Origin of the sequence: Nonomuraea sp. ZG12, from assembly GCF_052068115.1 — a bacterium.
GTDB lineage: Bacteria > Actinomycetota > Actinomycetes > Streptosporangiales > Streptosporangiaceae > Nonomuraea.
On record NZ_JBQHCW010000023.1, the window covers coordinates 1 to 17,761 of the forward strand.

At 71.5% G+C, this 17,761-nt stretch carries 18 protein-coding genes; 7 read left to right on the forward strand and 11 right to left on the reverse strand.

Annotated features, from left to right (window positions below; translation table 11 throughout):
* The coding region (locus tag ACTMTF_RS38605; protein WP_441115092.1) for a cytochrome c oxidase subunit I at positions 1-725 on the forward strand (725 nt) is incomplete at its 5' end.
* A gap of 100 nt (positions 726-825) precedes the next feature.
* The gene (locus ACTMTF_RS38610) at positions 826-1,053 is read left to right on the forward strand and encodes a hypothetical protein (RefSeq protein ID WP_397007740.1); all 228 of its coding nucleotides are present in this window, start codon (positions 826-828) and stop codon (positions 1,051-1,053) included.
* A gap of 3 nt (positions 1,054-1,056) precedes the next feature.
* On the opposite strand, the gene ACTMTF_RS38615 is transcribed toward ACTMTF_RS38610, so the two are convergent.
* The 4 genes from ACTMTF_RS38615 to ACTMTF_RS38630 all read right to left on the reverse strand — a co-directional run bounded on the left by ACTMTF_RS38615 (position 1,057) and on the right by ACTMTF_RS38630 (position 3,963).
* Complete coding sequence (locus tag ACTMTF_RS38615) at positions 1,057-1,851, reverse strand: hypothetical protein (protein WP_441115093.1); 795 nt, start codon at positions 1,849-1,851, stop codon at positions 1,057-1,059.
* 69 nt (positions 1,852-1,920) lie between these two features.
* On the reverse strand, positions 1,921-2,403 hold the full coding sequence (locus tag ACTMTF_RS38620) for a metallophosphoesterase family protein (RefSeq protein ID WP_397007744.1): 483 nt from the start codon (positions 2,401-2,403) through the stop codon (positions 1,921-1,923).
* A 40-nt stretch (positions 2,404-2,443) separates the two neighbouring features.
* Positions 2,444-3,361 carry a cytochrome c biogenesis CcdA family protein gene (locus tag ACTMTF_RS38625; protein WP_441115094.1) on the reverse strand — a complete coding sequence of 306 codons (918 nt, stop codon included), beginning with the start codon at positions 3,359-3,361 and terminating at the stop codon, positions 2,444-2,446.
* Positions 3,362-3,363: 2 nt separating this feature from the next.
* On the reverse strand, positions 3,364-3,963 hold the full coding sequence (locus ACTMTF_RS38630; protein ID WP_441115095.1) for a redoxin domain-containing protein: 600 nt from the start codon (positions 3,961-3,963) through the stop codon (positions 3,364-3,366).
* Between the two features lie 153 nt (positions 3,964-4,116).
* On the opposite strand from ACTMTF_RS38630, the gene ACTMTF_RS38635 reads away from it, so the two are divergent.
* The 3 genes from ACTMTF_RS38635 (at position 4,117) to ACTMTF_RS38645 (ending at position 8,202) form a co-directional block, all read left to right on the forward strand.
* Positions 4,117-5,103: an endonuclease/exonuclease/phosphatase family protein gene (locus ACTMTF_RS38635; RefSeq protein ID WP_441115096.1), complete on the forward strand. Its 987-nt coding sequence runs from the start codon at positions 4,117-4,119 to the stop codon at positions 5,101-5,103.
* A 147-nt stretch (positions 5,104-5,250) separates the two neighbouring features.
* A complete protein-coding gene (locus ACTMTF_RS38640) occupies positions 5,251-6,468 on the forward strand; it encodes an MFS transporter (RefSeq protein WP_441115097.1) in 1,218 nt (405 codons plus the stop codon).
* Between the two features lie 9 nt (positions 6,469-6,477).
* Entirely contained in the window at positions 6,478-8,202 is a 1,725-nt protein-coding gene (locus tag ACTMTF_RS38645; RefSeq protein ID WP_441115098.1) for an HAD-IIB family hydrolase, read from the forward strand.
* Here the strand turns inward: ACTMTF_RS38645 and ACTMTF_RS38650 are convergent, their stop codons facing one another.
* Together ACTMTF_RS38650 and ACTMTF_RS38655 are read right to left on the reverse strand one after the other, a co-directional pair.
* On the reverse strand, positions 8,203-9,300 hold the full coding sequence (locus ACTMTF_RS38650; protein WP_441115099.1) for a sialidase family protein: 1,098 nt from the start codon (positions 9,298-9,300) through the stop codon (positions 8,203-8,205). It lies immediately after the preceding gene.
* Between the two features lie 98 nt (positions 9,301-9,398).
* Entirely contained in the window at positions 9,399-10,058 is a 660-nt protein-coding gene (locus ACTMTF_RS38655) for a potassium channel family protein (RefSeq protein ID WP_397007756.1), read from the reverse strand.
* Between the two features lie 168 nt (positions 10,059-10,226).
* Between ACTMTF_RS38655 and ACTMTF_RS38660 the strand changes: the two genes are divergently transcribed.
* Positions 10,227-11,099 carry a sulfotransferase family protein gene (locus ACTMTF_RS38660; RefSeq protein WP_441115100.1) on the forward strand — a complete coding sequence of 291 codons (873 nt, stop codon included), beginning with the start codon at positions 10,227-10,229 and terminating at the stop codon, positions 11,097-11,099.
* Positions 11,096-12,256 (forward strand): glycosyltransferase family 4 protein, encoded by a 1,161-nt coding sequence (locus ACTMTF_RS38665; RefSeq protein WP_441115101.1) that lies wholly within the window; start codon positions 11,096-11,098, stop codon positions 12,254-12,256. The genes ACTMTF_RS38660 and ACTMTF_RS38665 overlap by 4 nt, the downstream gene beginning before the upstream one ends.
* A gap of 15 nt (positions 12,257-12,271) precedes the next feature.
* Here ACTMTF_RS38665 and ACTMTF_RS38670 read toward each other — a convergent pair whose 3' ends face one another.
* The 5 genes from ACTMTF_RS38670 to ACTMTF_RS38690 all read right to left on the reverse strand — a co-directional run bounded on the left by ACTMTF_RS38670 (position 12,272) and on the right by ACTMTF_RS38690 (position 17,712).
* Entirely contained in the window at positions 12,272-13,204 is a 933-nt protein-coding gene (locus ACTMTF_RS38670; RefSeq protein WP_441115102.1) for a sporulation protein, read from the reverse strand.
* A 79-nt stretch (positions 13,205-13,283) separates the two neighbouring features.
* The gene (locus tag ACTMTF_RS38675) at positions 13,284-13,634 is read right to left on the reverse strand and encodes a DUF1801 domain-containing protein (protein WP_441115103.1); all 351 of its coding nucleotides are present in this window, start codon (positions 13,632-13,634) and stop codon (positions 13,284-13,286) included.
* Positions 13,631-14,041 (reverse strand): VOC family protein, encoded by a 411-nt coding sequence (locus ACTMTF_RS38680; protein ID WP_441115104.1) that lies wholly within the window; start codon positions 14,039-14,041, stop codon positions 13,631-13,633. Before ACTMTF_RS38680 ends, ACTMTF_RS38675 begins: the two co-directional genes overlap by 4 nt.
* 11 nt (positions 14,042-14,052) lie before the next feature.
* Entirely contained in the window at positions 14,053-14,592 is a 540-nt protein-coding gene (locus ACTMTF_RS38685; RefSeq protein ID WP_441115105.1) for a dihydrofolate reductase family protein, read from the reverse strand.
* Between the two features lie 165 nt (positions 14,593-14,757).
* Complete coding sequence (locus ACTMTF_RS38690) at positions 14,758-17,712, reverse strand: helix-turn-helix transcriptional regulator (protein WP_441115106.1); 2,955 nt, start codon at positions 17,710-17,712, stop codon at positions 14,758-14,760.
* Positions 17,713-17,761 lie beyond the last annotated feature (49 nt).

Genomic DNA, 17,761 nt, shown 5'->3' on the forward strand with positions numbered 1-17,761 from the left:
GCCAGGTGCTGCTGCCGTTCTTCTCGTTCATGACCTTCCTCATCGCGGTGCCGACCGGGGTGAAGTTCTTCAACTGGGTCGGCACGATGTGGCGCGGGCATCTCAGCTTCGAGTCGCCGATGCTGTTCGCGATCGGGTTTCTCGTCACGTTCCTGCTGGGCGGGCTGACGGGGGTGATCCTGGGCTCGCCGCCGCTGGACTTCCACGTCACCGACTCCTACTTCGTGGTGGCGCACTTCCACTACGTGGTCTTCGGCACGGTCGTGTTCGCGATGTTCGCCGGCTTCTACTTCTGGTGGCCGAAGATGACCGGCAAGATGCTCGACGACCGGCTCGGCAAGGTCCACTTCTGGACCCTGTTCATCGGCTTCCACACCACCTTCCTGGTGCAGCACTGGCTCGGCATGCTGGGCTTCCCCCGCCGCTACGCCGACTACAGCGTCGTCGACGGCTTCACCACGCTGAACCAGATCTCCTCGGCGGGAGCGTTCCTGCTCGGCGCCTCGACGCTGCCGTTCCTCTACAACGTCTGGAAGACGGCCAGGAAGGCGCCCAAGGTGACGATGGACGACCCGTGGGGATTCGGCAACTCACTCGAATGGGCCACCTCCTGCCCGCCACCCCGGCACAACTTCTCCTACATGCCGACGATCCGGTCCGAACGGCCCGCCTTCGACCTGCACTACCCGCACACGTCGCACCGGCGCGAAGAGATCGAGGCCTGACGCATACCTTTTGTCACGAGTCCTGACGCATACTTTCGTCACCCGACCGCCTACGCAGGTCCGATCCGGATCCGGGCCCCGCCCGCCTAGCGTTTCGGTCATGCGCAAAGCCATCCAGTTCGCGGGTCTGATCCTGGCCCTCCAGGGCTTCAGCGGGGCCATCGACCACGTGTTCGTGCAGCCCTTCATGGGGATCGTGCTGAACTTCTTCAACCGGGTGATCATCCCGAGAGTGGCCTTCCTGACCGGCTACGAGCTCTTCGCGAACCTGGCGCTGGCGGCCCTGGGGGTGGTGCTGATCATCGCGGCGGAGCGGGCGCCCAGGTGACGATCAGACGGGCTGCGGGGGTGAGACGTCCAGGTGATCGTGCAGGACGATCGGCGCCGACAGCATGGTGTGCCGCTCGCCCTCCCGCCCGACCAGCACCGGCCAGGTGCCGACGTTGCGGCAGCCCTCCGCCAGCGGGCGCAGCTTCTCGGGCGGGTCGAGGAGCGAGACGAACCGCCCGCCACGGGTGTGGACCACGCTGTGCGCCGAGACGAACGTGTGCTTCCACACCTCCGCCCGCGCCGCTCCCCGGCACGCGGTGGTGTTCGCCACCCGGACGGTGAGGCGGAAGAGCCTGGCACGCAGCGGCTCGGCACGGACCTCGACCCGGCCGCGCAGCTCCTCCCAGCCGCGCAGCACCGCCCCGGCCGGGCCGCCGGCGTCGATCAGCCACATGGCCTCCTGGTCCGCCGGGACGTCGATCTCCATCACCCTCGGCGCGCGGGCCAGGCGGCCGAGCTCCAGCCCCGACACCGCCTCCTCGCGCTCCCTCGCCTCCTGGCCCGCGAGGTGACGGGTGCCGTCGACGGTCAGCTCCGCCACGGGCTCCAGCTCGCCGCCGCGTGCGCGGGCCACCTCGCGGGTGATGACGTGCAGGAAGCGTACGTGCACGTCGACGGTGTCGGCCGGACCCGCCTCGACCAGGCACTGGGTCTGCATCTGCCACGGATCGCCGGTGTGTGCGTCGCCGCCGGCCGGGGGGTGGAGGCCGCCGGGCGCCCATGGGTGCCGGTCGGGCGGCCACGGCAGATGGCGCTCGTACAGCACGGCCTGCGCGATCTGCCGTACATGGTCCATTTCCGCCTGCCACGCAGTGTATGAATGGTTACCGTACGTGACATACCCGTGCAGTCGGCCCCGAATCCCTCAGGTCACCGGGACGATCCTGGCCTCCACGAGCACCCCGCGCTCGATGGTCAGCACGCCCACCGTGCCGTGCGGCTGACGGCGGCGGTCGGTCGGCGAGCCCGGATTGAAGATGCGCAGCCCGTCGCCGGACTCGTCCAGCGGGATGTGCGAATGCCCGAACACCACCAGATCCGCCTCGGGAAAGCGGCGGCGCATCCGGGCCGGCCTGCCCTTGGCCTGGCCGCTGTCGTGGATCATCGCCACCCGCAGGCCGTCCAGGGTCAGCTCCAGGGTCTCGGGCGCCACCACGTCCGGCCCGTCGTTGTTGCCCTTGACCACGTGGACCGGCGCATACTCGGCCAGCTCGCCGAGCACGGACGCCACGCACACGTCACCGGCGTGCAGGATGACGTCGGCGCCCCTGAGCCGCTCGGCCACCCGAGGCGGGCAGGACTTCCAATACCGGGGAGCATGCGTGTCCGACAGCGCCACCACTCTCACCCGAGCACCCCTACCCACCCGCTGGGGTCCTTTCGCGGTGTCAATCGCGCGCGCGGCCCGCTCGGGCGCGCCGCCCGGTCAGCAGCAGTACGGCCAGCAGTACGGCGAGCACGAGCGTGATCCCGCCGGGACCGAGCGCCTCCAGCCAGCCGGAGACGACGCCCTGCGCCGTGGTCACCGCCGACACCAGTGGATCATCGGTGTCACCGCCGCCGAAGACCCGCAGCTCGTACCAGCCGTAGTAGGCGACGTACAGGCCAGCGGCCACGAGCAGCGCCCCGCTGAGCCGGGAGACGTACGGCAGCACCCGCCGCAGTCTGGCCACGGCCGTCTGTCGCGCCAGCGCCACGGCGAGCGACAGCACCGTCACCACCAGGCCCATGCCGAGCGCGTACGCGACGAAGACCGCCAGCCCGCCGAGCAGCCCCGAGCCTGACAGGGAGGCCGAGATCACGGCCAGGAACGGGCCGATCGTGCACGACAGCGAGGCCACCGCGTACGTCAGGCCGTACCCGTACAGGGCGGGCACCGACATCGCCGGGCGGCCGGTGGCGAGCTTGGGCACCCGCACCAGCAGCGTCCGGTTGGCCAGCAGCCAGCCGCCCAGCCCGGTCAGGGCGAGGCCGATCACGATCGTGACCCACGGCAGGTAGCTCCCGATCGACACCGCGAGCGGGGTGACGACCAGCCCGAACAGGCCGAACACGGTGACGAAGCCGGCCGTCATCGAGGCCGACAGCAGCACGGCCCGGCCCACCGGCCCCCGCCACCACACGGTCGCGGGCGGCCCGTCAGACGGGCCGTCGGACTGGTCTTCAGGCGGGTCTTCAGGCCGGTCTTCAGGCGGGCCGGCGACCAGCATGGCGAGGTAGGCGGGCAACATGGCGAACCCGCAGGGGTTGAACGCCGCCAACGTCCCCGCGGTGAGGGCCAGCACGATCGGCAGGTCCGCGCCCACGATCAACCCGCCTGGATCTTCGCGATCCGCGTTGCGAGGCCGTCGGCGCCGAGAGGGCCGGTGACCTTCTCCGTGGCGCCGTCCGCTTTCATGAAGACGAACACCGATTGCTGAGTGACGCCCAGCTTCGTCCAGACCGCACCCTTTCTGTCCGACAGGTGGACGAGACCGCCGGTGCCCGTGCTCCGCACGAACTCCTTCATCGCGGCCTCCGTGTCGAGCCCGGCGACACCGACGAACCGCACGTCCGGATGCTCGCCGACGGCCGCCTTGACGGCGGGGGCGTCCGAACGGCACTTGGAGCACCACGGCGCCCAGAACCAGAAGACGACCGGCCGGCCGGCCAGCGTGCCTCCGTCGAAGGCACGCCCGTCCAGGGTCTTCGCGCTGAACTTCAACGACTCGGGCGTGGGGGAAGCGGCCGGTGAACTCGCCGACGGCTGGGGGGCCGCCTCAGTGGGGGTGCGGGCGGGGGCGGGGGTGGAGGTGCTGGGGGGTGCTGCGCTGTCAGGCTCGGCGCTCGGCGCGGCGGTGCCGCAAGCGGCCACGGCCAACGACACGGACAACGACACGGCCAGCGCGGCGATGCCAGGTTTGATCACGCGGCCAGCCTAGGCAGGTGCGCCGGGCGGAAACCTTACAGGCCGGTGACGGGAGCTGTGGGGACTCGTGTGGCGTCGTTCACCCGGGCTGCCGCTTAGGCTCCAAGGAGCATCCGATGAGCAAGGTCAGGATCGAACCGAACGGCGGCACGAGTGAGCATCACGGTCGAGGTTGGTCAGGAGGAGGACGGCGCGAAACCCGCACCACGGCGCCGCAGGCGCTGGCTGTCCTGGCTGGTCGTCGCCTTCCTGGCGGTCTGGGCGGTCGTCCGGGTCGCCGGGGCCGAGGGTGGATCGTTCCTCACCCAGTTGATGACGCTCACCCCGTACGGCGCGGTGCTGGCGTTGATCGCCGCCGTCGCGCTGGTCCGGCGCAACCGCCGGGCCGCGATCGTCGCCCTGGTGGCCTGCGTCACACTGGCGGCCACCGTGCTGCCCAGGGCGTTCGCGGTGAGCGCGCCGGCCGCGGGCGGCACGCCGTTCAAGGTGCTGACGATCAACCTGTTCGGGCGGGCGGACGCGCGGACGGTGGTCGACCTGGTGCGGCGGCTCCAGCCGGACGTGTTCAGCGCGCTGGAGCTCACCCACTGGCAGGTCGCGGCGCTGGACGCGGCCGGGCTGGCCGAGCTGATGCCGCACCGGGTGCTGCAGGCCGAGCACGACGCCGCCGGCAGCGGCCTGTACGGCAGGCACCCGCTCACGGCGCTGCCCGGCCTCTTCACGCCCATCGGGCACAACATGCCCGCGGCGGCGCTGTCGTTGCCGTCCGGGGCCAAGGTGGAGGTGGTCGCCGTCCACCCCAACCCGCCGCTGGGCAGGATGGTCGGCGAGTGGAACGCTTCACTGGCCGCCCTGCCGCCGCCGTCGACCGGCCCGATCCGGGTGCTGGCCGGCGACTTCAACGCCAGCCTGGACCACGAGGCGATGCGCGACCTGCTGGACAAGGGCTATCGCGACGCCGCCCATGAGGTGGGCCGGGGCCTGACCCCGACCTGGCCGAACACGCGGGTGCTGCCGCCGTTCATCACCATCGACCACGTCCTGGCCGACGCGCGGGCCAGGGTGCGGGCGGTCGAGGTGCTGGACGTGCCGCGCACCGACCACCGAGGGGTCTTCGCCGAGTTGCGCCTGCCGATTTAAGCACAGGCGCCGGAGCCGTGGCGCGGTTAGTATCGCAGGCATGACCTGGCGACATTGATGCACGACCAGAGGCCGACGCGGGGCGCGCGGGCCACCGAGGCGACAGGCACTCGGAGTCCCTGATCGTCCCCCCGGAAGGCCTCACCCATGTTCTCGCTCACCCGTGCCTTCAGCGCGCCCGCGGACCGGCTGGTCGGCACGCTGTACGTCTACACGTTCCTTGACGAGTTCGTCCTGCTCTACCCGGTGTACGCGCTGCTGTTCACCGACACCGGGCTGTCCGTCGCCGAGATCACCTCGCTGTTCGTCATCTGGTCGGTCGCCGGCATGGTGCTGGAGGTGCCCTCCGGCGCGTGGGCGGACGCCGTCTCCAGGCGGCTGCTGCTCTGCCTGGGCCCGCTGCTGGCCGCGACCGGCTTCGCGCTGTGGGTGATCTTCCCGTCCTACTGGGCCTTCGCGGTCGGCTTCGTGCTGTGGGGCGCGCGTGACGCGCTCAGCTCGGGCGCCATGGAGGCTCTCGTGTACGAGGAGCTCCAGCGGCACGGCCAGGCCGGGCGGTACGCGCAGGTGATGGGCCGGGCCTCGTCGGTCGGGCTGCTCGCGGACGCGCTGGCCATCGCCCTGGCCATCCCGGTCTTCGCCGCCGGCGGCTATCTCGCGGTCGGCGCGGCCAGCGTCCTGGCCTGTCTGCTCTGCTCGGCCACGGGCCTGGCCTTCCGCGAGCACCGCGCCACAGCGAGTGGCAAGGACGAGGAGGATCTCGGTTACTGGGCGAGCATGAAGGCGGGGCTGGCCGAGGCCCGCGGGGATCGGCGGGTGCTGCGGGCCGTGCTCCTGGTCGCCACCGTGATGGCGATCTGGGGCGCTCTGGAGGAGTACGTCCCCTTCCTCGGCACGGAGGCGGGGGTGGCCGCCACCGGGATTCCGGTGCTGGTCCTCATCGTGTGGATCGGCGCCACCGGCGGCGGGCTGCTGGCGGGAGCCGCGCGGCGGCTGTCGGAGCGCGGGCTGGCCGTGGCTCTGGCGGTGGCGGCGCTCGCCATGGCCGGCGGCGCGCTGAGCGGGCATCCGGCCGGGATCGTGCCGATCGCGGTGGCGTTCGGGCTGTTCCAGATGTCCGGCGTGGTGGCCGACGCCCGGCTGCAGGACAGCATCACCGGCCCGAGCCGCGCCACGGTGACCTCGGTGGCCGGCCTCGGCACCAACGTGGTCACGCTGCTCGTCTTCGCCGGGTACGGCACCGTCTCGTCGATGACGGGGCACGGCGTCGCCTTCGCCGTGCTGGCCGCGCCGTACGTGCTTGTCGCCCTCTGGCTGGGGCTGCGGCAACGTGACCGGGACGTTTCCGACACCCTCCACGGGTAAGTGCCGACCATGCGATATCACGTGCTCGCCTGTGACTACGACGACACTCTGGCCACCCTGGGCAAGGTCGACGAGCACACCGTCAAGACCCTCGAACGCGTCTCCCGCTCGGGCAGGAAGCTGCTGCTCGTCACCGGGCGGGAGCTCGACGACCTGCTGACGGTCTTCCCGCACGCCGACCTGTTCGACCTGGTCGTGGCCGAGAACGGCGGGCTGCTCTACGACCCCGGGCAGCGCACCAGGGACCCGCTCGCCGACGCCCCGCCGGCCGAGTTCGTCGAGCGGCTGCGGGCGCAGGGAGTGACCCCGCTCGGCGTCGGCGCCGTCGTCGTGGCCACCCGCGAGCCGTACGACGTCCAGGTGCACGAGGCGATCCGTGAGCTGGGGCTGGAGCTTCAGGTGATCCGCAACAAGGGCGCCGTGATGGTGCTGCCGCCGGGCGTGAACAAGGCCTCCGGGCTGGCCGCCGCGCTCGTCCGGCTGCAGATGTCACGCCACAACGTGGTGGCGGTCGGCGACGCGGAGAACGATCACGCCTTCCTCGCCGCCGCCGAGTGCGGGGCCGCCGTCGCCAACGCGGTGCCGGCCCTGCTCCGGCAGTGCGACCTGCCGCTGGACCACGACGCGGGCGAGGGGGTCGGCCGGCTCGCCGCGCTGCTGCTGTCAGGTGAGCTCGACGAGGTGGAGGTGCCGCGTCACCATGTGCTCGTCGGTCACCGGAACGGGAGCGGGGAGGAGGAGGTGCGGCTCCCGCCGTACGGGACCGGACTGGTGGTGGCGGGGCCGTCGGGCAGCGGCAAGTCCACGGTCACCACGGCGCTGATCGAGCGGCTCATCGAGGACGACTACCAGTGCGTGGTGATCGATCCGGAGGGCGACTACGCCGAGTTCCCCGACGTGGCCGTGCTCGGCGAGCCGGACCGGCCGCCCAGCGTGGAGGAGGTGCTGCGGCTGCTGGAGTCGCCGGACCGCAGCGCGGTGGTGAACATGATCGGGCTGCCGCTGCGGGACCGACCGGCGTTCTTCACCGAGTTGCTGCCCCGGCTGACCTCGCTGCGCGCCCGGCTGGGGCATCCGCACTGGGTCGTGGTGGACGAGGCGCACCACCTGATGCCGGCCGAGCTGCAGGAGGTGCCGATCAAGGACGTGGGGGAGGTCGGCTCGACGCTGATGATCACCGTGCATCCCGAGGCGCTGAGCCCCGCCGCGCTCACCCTGGTGGACAACGTGATCGCGGTCGGGCCGGAGCCGGACGTCACGCTGTCGGCCTTCGCCGGCGCGCTGGGCCGTACGGCTCCGGGCATCGAGGGCGGCGGCGACGGGATCGTTCTTTGGCGGACAGGCTCGGACGCCGCCCGGCGGGTGCGGATCGCGCCCGCCCGCCAGCAGCGCACCAGACACCGCCGCAAGTACGCGGCCGGCACCATGTCGAAGGGCAAGAGCTTCTACTTCACCGGCCCCGAGGAGCGACTGAGCCTGCGTGCGCGCAACCTGCACACCTTCGTGGAGCTCGCCGAGGGGGTGGACGACGACACCTGGACGCACCACCTCAGGCAGGGCGACTACTCCTCCTGGATCCGCGACAAGCTCGGGGACGACGAGCTGGCCGAGGAGGTGGCGGCGGTGGAGCGGGACGAGCCGGACGACAGCCTGCGCCGGGTGGCGGAGCTCATCGAGCAGCGCTACACCTTGCCGGCCGAGCCCACGAAGTACGACCCCGACCACAACGACTGATCAGGTGAGCTCCGCCGCCGCGATCCGGCGGAAGGCGATCGTGGCGTACGGCCCGAAGTCGCCGGTCTCGTACAACAGCCCGATCGTCCCGGCGTCCAGCGCGGTCAGGTCGGAGTAGGCGGCGGGCAGGCCGGAGACCGTGTGCGCCGGACGCCAGGTGACGCCCTCGTCGTCGCTGGCCCGGATCGTCAGCAGGGCGCGGGCGTCCGGCGCGGCGGGGGCCGAGAACAGCAGCGGCCCGGCGGGCTCCCAGTGCAGGAGGCTGCCTTCGACCACCGGGCAGACCAGTCCGGCCTGGGGGCGGAAGGGCAGCTCCAGGGTCTGCCCGCCGTCGGAGGAGTAGGCGTCGGCCCGGGTGCCGGGGGCGGTGGAGTCGGTGCGGGTGTTGAGGTAGAGGCGGCCGTCGGGCAGCTCGGCGGCCGTGGTCTCGTTGACGTTGACGTACCCGTCGGGGTTGTCGTCGACGTAGCCGATGCGCCAGGTCTCGCCGCCGTCGTCGCTGAGCAGCGCGTGGCCGCCGTTGTACATGCCCTCGGTGCCGTCGTCGCCCTTGGCCGGCGGCAGGGAGTGGTTGGCGGGGACCACGATCCGGCCCGCGTGGGGGCCGTGGCGCAGCTGCAGGGCGTGTCCCGGGGTGGTGGCGTACCAGCGCCACGTCGGCCGCTTCACGGACTCGGTGATCTCGCGCGGCGCCGACCAGGTGACCCCGTCGTCGTCGCTGTGCTGGACGTACACCCTGCGGCCGTCGGCCTCGGCCACCTCGCCGAGCCTGATCTTCTTCTCGGTGGCCGAGGGGCCCTGCTGGACCGAGACCAGGACGATCCTGCCGTCGGCGGTCACGACCGGCGCGGGGTTGCCCGCGGTGCCCTGGCGTCGTTCCTCGGCGACCACCCGCAGCTCGCCCCAGGTGGCGCCGCCGTCGGTCGAGCGCTTCAGCACCAGGTCGATGTGGCCGGAGTCGCCGGCCGAGCCATGCCGTCCTTCGGCGAAGGCCAGCACCGTGCCCGCCTGCGTCACCACGACGGCCGGGATGCGGAAGGTGTGATAGCCCTCCGTGCCCGCCCGGTACGGTACTGACGTGGGATGGCGGTCTGCCATGGGGTTCTCCCGTCGCGGGGGTGCGCTGCCGGGGGGAAACCCTAGATCGAGCGGGTTACGACGCCGCGAACGCCACACGACCGGCGGATGGCGACGGCTCAGCCGAGGTCGGCGAAGCGCTCCACCTGGTCGGTACGGCCCGAGACGATGATGATGTCGCCGTAGGACAACTCGGTGTCGGCCGTGGCGTACGTGAACGCCTCGTCCTCCTTCTTCACCGCCACCACCGTGACGCCGTACTTGCGCCGCAGCCCCGACTCCCCCAGCGGGAGGCCGACGTACTCCTTCGGCGGCCGGGTCTTGATGAGCGCGAAGTTCTCGTCGACCTCCATGTAGTCCAGCAGCCGGCCGCTCACCAGGTGGGCGACGCGCTCGCCCATGTCGTGCTCAGGCAGCACCACGTGGTGGACGCCGACCCGGCTCAGGATGCGCCGGTGCTGCTGGCTGACGGCCTTGGCCCAGATGTCGTCGATCTCCAGCTCCACCAGCAGCGACGCGGTCAGGATGCTGGCTTCGAGGTCGCCGATCGCCACCACGGCCCGGTAGAAGTCGGCCACGCCGAGCTGCTGCAGCGCGTCGAGGTCGGTGGCGTCGGCGGTGGCGAGGTGTGTGATGTTCCCCGCGAGGCCCTGCACGATCTTGGGCCGGTTGTCGATGGCCAGCACCTCGGTGCCACGCCGGGTGAGCTCCAGGGCCAGCGAGCTGCCGAACCGGCCGAGGCCGATCACGACGACCGGGTCATTGCTTCTCTCAGCCACCGCTGATCCGCTCCTCAGGTAGTTCGTGACGCACCACGGAGGATATCCGGCCTGAAAGCCACATTCCCTGACACCTCCCGTGCCTGCTCCAAGCCGGATCGGATACATGACCGTACTGCCACCAGATTGCCAGGCAACTACCAGGAAGGCTGGGTAGTCTCGCTCGGCATGAGCTGGCAGCGTAAGATCAATAAAGCGCTCGTCAGGTTCACCGGAATCCAGATTAACCGTGTAGGGAACCAGGGGATAGTCAAGGCGCCCGCGCCGACCCTGACCAAGCCGAGCGAAGTCGAGGTGCGGCCGCCCGCGGACCCGCAGGCCGACCGGTTGCTGACCGCACCCGTCTTCATCATCTCGCCGGTGCGGTCCGGCTCCACCCTGCTACGCGCGATACTCAACGCCCATTCGGCATTGCACGCCCCGCACGAGCTTCACGTGCGGCGGCTGAGGGTGGACTTCGGCACGAGCCTGGCACAGAAGGCAATGGAGGCACTCGGTCACAACCAGGCCGACCTTGAGCATCTCCTCTGGGACCGGGTGCTGCACCGGGAGCTGCACCGCAGCGGCAAGCAGTTCATCGTGGACAAGACGCCCGCGAACGCGTTCGCCTACGAGCGCATCTCCACCTGCTGGCCCGACGCGCGCTTCATCTTCCTGCTGCGCCACCCGGCCTCCATCGCGACGTCCTGGCACGAGGCGAGCCCCGACAAACGCACCCCGGATGAGGCCGCGCTCGACGCGCTGCGCTACATGAAGGCCGTACAGCGCGCCAAGTCGGCGCTGCCCGGCCTGACCGTGCGGTACGAAGACCTCAGCGCCGAGCCGGAGAAGGTGACCCGCGAGATCTGCGAGTTCCTCGGCCTGGACTGGGAGTCCCAGATGCTCTCGTACGGCGAGCAGACGGTCATCCAGAAGGGACTCGGCGACTGGCGGGACAAGATCCGCTCAGGCACCGTACAGCCCGGCCGTGAGCTTCCCGACCCGGAGTCGATCCCCGAGTCGCTGAAGCCCATCAGCCGGAGCTGGGGGTATCTGCCGTGAAGATCCGCTACCTGATGCTGCACGCCTACGGCATGGGCGGCACCATCCGCACGGTGATCAACCAGGCCAACGCGATGGCCAGGGCCGGGCACGACGTGGAGATCGTCAGCGTGGTGCGGCGGCGTGGCAAGCCGCAGTTCGCCCTCCACCCGAAGGTCCGCCTCAGCGCGCTGGTGGACCAGCGCGAGGGCAGGCAGCCCGACTCGCTGCCGCGCAAGGCCTGGCGGCGGGTGCGGGGCAAGATGGTGCCGCGGGGCGAATTCGCCGCCGAATACTTCACCGAACGGGTGGAGAAGGCGGTCATGGACTACGTCGCCGGGCTGAACGACGGCATCCTGGTCACCACCCGGCCCGCGCTCAACCTGATCGCCGCCCGCCGCGCCGGCAAGGGCGTCATCCGGGTCGCGCAGGAGCACATGAACCTGAACGCCTACCCGGAGACCATCCGCCGGGAGATCGGCCGCTACTACGGCCGGTTCGACGCGGTGGCCGTGCTGACCAGGACGAACCAGCTCGAATACCAGGAGCTGCTGCCCACGTCCAAGATCGTGCCGATTCCCAACGCGGTGCACAAGGTCGACCAGGCCCACTCCAGGCAGGACAACCCGGTCGTGGTCGCCGCCGGGCGGCTCGTGCCCCAGAAGGGGTTCGACCTGCTCATCCCGGCCTTCGCCCAGGTGGTGGCGGAGCATCCGCAGTGGCGGCTGCGCATCTTCGGCACCGGCCCCAGGCAGGCCCAGCTGGCCGCGAAGATCGACGAGCTGGGCATGAGGGACCACATCGCGCTGATGGGCCGCACCGACCGCCTCGACGAGGAGCTGGCCGCCTCCTCCGTCTACGTGCTCAGCTCCCGGTTCGAGGGGCTGCCGATGGTGATGATCGAGGCGATGACGCACGCGCTGCCCATCGTGGCCTTCGACTGCCCCACCGGGCCTCGTGACGTGCTGACCGACGGCGTCGACGGGATCCTGGTGCCGCCGCGGGACACCGACGCGCTCGCCGCCGCGCTCAAGGAGGTCGTCTCCGACCGAGGGCGGCGGCTGGAGATGGGCGCCGCGGCCGCCGCGGCCGCCCGCGCCTACGGGCCGGACGTCGTGATGCCCATGTGGGAGGACCTGTTCGCCGAGCTGCTGCACGGCGAACGGGTCAACTCCTGACGAAACGGACGGCGGCTACCAGTCGCCGTCCCCGCCCTCGTCGTCGCCTTCGAACACCTCCTCGACGATCTCGGCGGCGACCAGCCCGCCGGCCACGCCCAGCGCTCCGGCCGCGACCATGCCGCCCATGCCGCCGCCGTGGTGGTGCTCCTCGTGATGGTGGTGACCGCCGTGGTGGCCGCTGTGGTGACCGAGCTGCTCCAGGTTGCGCAGCCAGTCGCCGAGCTCGGCGACCCAGTCCCTCCGCAGCGCCTCCTCGTGCCGGACCCGGAACCGGCCGATCGCGTCACTCGATCCGTAGCCGGACCGCTTGTCCGCCTCGATGACGATGTCCATCCCGTCGGCGTCGGTGACGAAGGTCAGCTCCGCCTCCTTGATCCGTCCGGGCGGGCCGTAGAACTCGATCTCCTGGTAGAAGGCCAGATCCTGGTGGACGCCGTAGATCTGGCCCGCCTCCAGGTCGGCCGACTTGAAGGTGAAGCCGAGCGCCAGGAACGCCTCCAGCACCCGCTCCTGCGAGGGCAGCGGCTCGACCGAGATCGGGTCCAGGTCGCCCTTGTCGACGGCCTTGGCGATGGCCAGCTCGGTGCGGACACCCAGCGCCATCCCGGTCAGCGGCTGACCCTGCACCTCGCTGATCGGCGTCTCCCACGACACGGCGGTCTCGAACGGGATGACCTTGTCCTCGCCCTTGGCGAGCTTGAACGGGCCCGAGACCCGCGTGCGGTAGAGCTCGGCCACTCCACTCTGCTCGCCCTCCGCGTGCTCCACCTCGGCGCGGGCGACCAGCCCCAGCGTCACATGCTCGATGTCGGCGTCGAACTCTCCGCCCTTCAGCCGCACCTGCCCCGCCAGCGTGCCACCCGGCCGCACGCGCGGCGTGGTGAGGACGGTGTCCACCGAGGGGGCTCCGACGCCGAAGGCGCCCAGCATTCTCTTGAATACCACTGATTACTCTCCGTTCAGGTACGGCTCGCGACCGTACCTGAAACGATCATCAAGTTCCCAGGGTTCCCGAAAACCCGCGTCATCCGTCCAGCCGCACGGCCTGGGCGACGTAGTCGCGCAGGGCGTCACGGTCGATGGCCGCGACCTTCTTGATCTTGACGTGCCTGGTCTTCTTGCCGACGCCCTCCAGCAGCCCGTGCGGGTCCTCGAAGTCGGCGCCACGGGAGAAGGCGAAGGTGAGGTGGGTCTTGCTGTGGCTGATGATCGCCACGACCGTACGGCCCTTCCACGCGGGCGAGCCGCTGCTGATGACCTCCTGGAGCTCCGGCGCCTGCTCGGCCACCAGCTCGCGCAGCACCCCCGCGATCTCCTGCTGCTCCGGCAGGAGCCTGCTCGCGATGAACGCGTCGACGTCCGGGTTGCCGCTCACGACGCCTCCATGGCGGCGGTCATGTCGATGTGGCTGACTTCCCACTGGTGACCGTCGAGGTCGGTGAAGCTGCGCAGGTAGAGGAAGCCCAGGTCGCGGGGCTCCCCCACGGCCACGCCGCCGGCGGCGAGCGCTTTGTCCGCGAGCTCGTCGACCCGCTCGCGGCTTTCGACGGCCAGCGCGAGGATGGCCTCGCTGGCGGTGGAGGTGTCGGCGACCTGCTTGTGGGTGAAGGTGATGAAGTAGGGCTCGACCAGCAGCATGACGAGGATGTCGTCGGTGATGACGACGGCCTCCATGTTCTCGTCGGCGAACGCGTCGTTGAAGGCGAACCCCAGCTCGGTGAAGAACTTCTTGCTGGCGGCAAGATCCTTCACAGGCAGATTGATCATGATTTTTGTGGACATGATGACCCCTTTCACGCCGGCCGGTAGGTGTGGACGACGACACCGGTGGCGAACGTCGTCGTGTCGAGCAGTTCCAAGGTGGCCCTGGTGCCCTCGCCGAACAGGCGCTGTCCCTCACCGCGGAGGACAGGATGGAACCAGAGGCGGTACTCGTCGAGCAGTCCGTGTGCGCGCAGGGTGTCGGTGAGCCGGCCGCAGCCGTAGGTGAGGATGTCGCCGCCGGGCTGCCGCTTGAGCTCGGCCACCGCGTCGGCGACGTTCTCCCGGATGATGGTCGAGTTGTTCCAGCTCGCGCTCGCCAGGGTGGCGGAGACGACGTACTTCGGCATGCCGTTCATCCGGTCGGCGAACCCCGCCCCGTCGGTCATCGACGGCCACGCCTGCGCGAACCCCTCGTAGGTGACGCGACCCAGCAGCAGGGCGTCGGCGCCGAAGAGCAGGTCCTTGGCGTAGCCGGCGGTCTCCTCGCTGCCGTACTCCAGCGACCACAGGTGGGGATTGTCGATGTACCCGTCCAAGGTCACGTAGGTGGAGGCGATGACTTTGCGCATGTCCACGACGCTACGATCCGGGCCGGTACGGGCGCATCGGTCGGGCTACTGGTGTTCCACCGCTTCCCGCGCAGGCCGGAGGCTAAGTAGCCCTACTTAGCCTCCGACCTGGCGAGCTCGGCCCGCCTGCCAGGCCGTGCGGCGTGGCGAGCTCGGCCCGCCTGCCTAGCCGAGCAGTCTGGTGAGCTCTGTCCGCTTGGTCACGCCCAGCTTGGGATAGGCCTTGTAGAGGTGGTGCCCCACCGTGCGCGGGCTCAGGAAGAGCCGGACCGCGATCTCCCGGTTGCTCAGGCCACCGGCGGCCAGCCGTACCACCTGCAGTTCCTGGGCGGTCAGCCGCGCGAGCGGATGCACCGCGGGCGACGGCTCCGCCCGGCGGTCCCCCACCGCCGCGAGCTCGGTCCTGGCCCGCGCCGCCCACACCGGCGCCCCGAGCCGCTCGAACCCGTCCAGCGCCTCGGCCAGCCACCGCCTGGCATCCGATCGACGACGATTACGCCGAAGCCACTCCCCGTAGACCAGCGCCGTACGCGCCCGGTCGTACGACCCCCCGCCCCCTTCCCCACACACCCCCGCAGAGACCGCGCCGTACGCCCCCTCCGGGGGTCTTTGGTGCAAGACCCCCGAGACCTCCCCGTACGCACCCACTGACAGGCCGGGGGCTGGACCGTCGTATCGCCCCTCGGGCGGCTGGTCGTGCAGGTGGAGTGCGGTCCGGTAATGGTGCTCGGCGGTCTGGTCGTCGGCGAGGAGGGCGTGGCAGCGGTGGGACAGCGCCGCCGCGCCCGGCCGGTCGGTGTGCCGTGCCCAGCGGACGAGCGCGGCCAGGTGGCGTACGGCGGCACCGGTCAGCCCGGCCCGCACCGCAGCCTCGACGTGGTCCGGCACGGCCTTGATGAGGACGTCATGTCCGGCCGGGCCGCCGCACACGCCGTCGAGGCGGGACGCCGCCTCCTCAGGCCGGCCCGCGGCGAGGTCCAGCAGACCGAGCCCCCACGCCGCCAGCGCGGCGTTGGTGGGGTGCAGATCGGCATGCTCCAGTACGCCCTCCGCGACGGACCGGCAGCGCGGTTCGTCCCCGCGCACCGCCGCCAGCCAGGCCGCGATCGAGTCGAGCGCCAGGACCTGGGTCGGCTGGCCGATGTCGCGGGCCAGGCCGCCCGCCTCCTCCACAGCCGCCTCGGCACTCCCGAACCGGCCCCGCAGCAGCAGCGCGATGGCCAGCGGCTCCAGGCCGTACGGCAGCCAGCCCGCCGCGCCCTGCTCGCGGAGGTCGGCGACGAGGGCCTCCAGCACCTCTGTCGCGGCCTCGTCGTCGGCCACCAGCATGCCCATGAACCCGGCGATGAGCCGCTCCACGAAGCCGTCGACGGCACCGTGCCGCGCGGCCGCCACCAGCTCCCGCATGGGCCCGATCGCCGCCGCCGTCGCGCCGTCGCACAGGTGGCCGTACCCGATGAGACCCTGGACGACCGGGCGCACGGCCGGGGCGGGCTCCAGCTTCGCCAGCACTCCGGCGCACCTCCGCACCAGGTCGTGGGCTCCGGCGTCCCGCGCGCACCAGACCGCTTCGGTGAGGATCGGCACGGCCTGGTCCGGCTCGTCGGCGGCGATGAGCTCGGCGCCTGCCAGGGCGAGGGCGGCGGCCGCGACCGGCGAGGTGCGTTCGTAGGCCACCTGCGCCTTGATCCACATGGCCTCGGCGGCCACCGAGAGGGCTCCTCCCAGGTCTGCGGCGCCGGCCGCGAGCTCGGTGGCCCGGTCCGCGAGCCCCGCGTCGTAGGCCGCCCGCGCCGCCCCTATCAGCCGCCGCGCCTTGGCGGCGGAATCGACGCTCAGCTGGGCGGCGCGTTCGAGCGCGACGGTGACGGCCATCGACCCACCCCGATGCTCGGCCCGGCGGGCAGCCAGCTCCAGCTCCGCCGCGACCCCCTCGTCCGGGCCCGTCGCGGCAGCGGACAGATGCCACGCCCGCCGATCGGCATCCTGCGCGGAAGCGCCCACGCCGCCGGAACGCGGCGCATCCACCCCCGAAAGCCTCGCCCCGCCGGCGCCCGGCGCGGGGGCCGGCGTCTGCGGGGTGAGTGTCTGCGGGGTGAGTACGGTGGCCAGGGCTCGGTGGGCCTCGGTTCGGCGGGTGTGGGGGGCAGCCTGGTAGGCGGCGGCTCTGATCAGGGGGTGCCGGAAGGTCACGTGCTCGCCGGAGAGGGTGACGAGCCTGGCGCGCTCGGCGGGCTCCAGGTCGGCGGCCGAGGCGCCGAGCAGCGCGCCCGCGCGAAGGACGACGGGCAGGCCGGCGGCGCCGTCCGCCGCGGCGAGCAGCAGGAGGAGCTGGGTGGCGGCGGGCAGGCCGCCGATCTGGGCTTGGAAGGCGTCCTGTACGCGTCCCGCCGCGGGCAGCGGGCCGATGGGCAGCGGAGGCGCGGGCCGGCCGTTGCCCTGGAGCGCGGCGAGCGTCGTGGCCAGCTCGATCACCGCGAGCGGGTTGCCGCCCGACTCGGCCGCGATCCGCTCGCGTACCAGAGCGGGCAGGTCGCCGGCGTGCTCGGCGAGCAGCCCGGCGGTGCTCCGCCCGTCCAGGGCGGTCAGGTGCAGCTCGTCGATGCCAGGGGCGGGATAGGCGCCACCGTCGCGGACGGCGAAGATCATCACCAGCGGCTCGGCGTGCAGCCTCCTGGCGGCGAACAGCAGCGCGTCGGAGGACGCCTGGTCGAACCACTGGGCGTCGTCGAGCAGGCAGACCAGCGGCCCGTCGCCGCTGAGCTCGGAGAGCATCGACAGAGTGGCCGTGCCGGTCAGGAAGCGGTCGCGTACCGGCGTCTCCTCCAGCCCGAACGCCGTCCGCAGCGCCGCCGCCTGCGGCCCGGCCAGCGCCTCGACGCGGTCGGTGTACGGGTGGAGCAACAGGTGCAGGGCGGCGAAGGGCAGCTCGGCCTCCGACTCGATGCCCACGCCGCGCAGCACCCGCATGCCGTCGGCGGCCTCGGCGGCGTGGTCGAGCAGCCTCGTCTTGCCGATCCCCGCCTCGCCCCGGAGCAGCAGCGCCCCGCCGCGCCCGGCCGTGGCCGCCGCCATGAGCCCGTCGATGCGCGCCTGTTCGGCCGCCCGCCCAAAAATCATGAAAAATCCAGATTCATCGGCTTCCCCCGAACCCGCTGTCCATCATGGC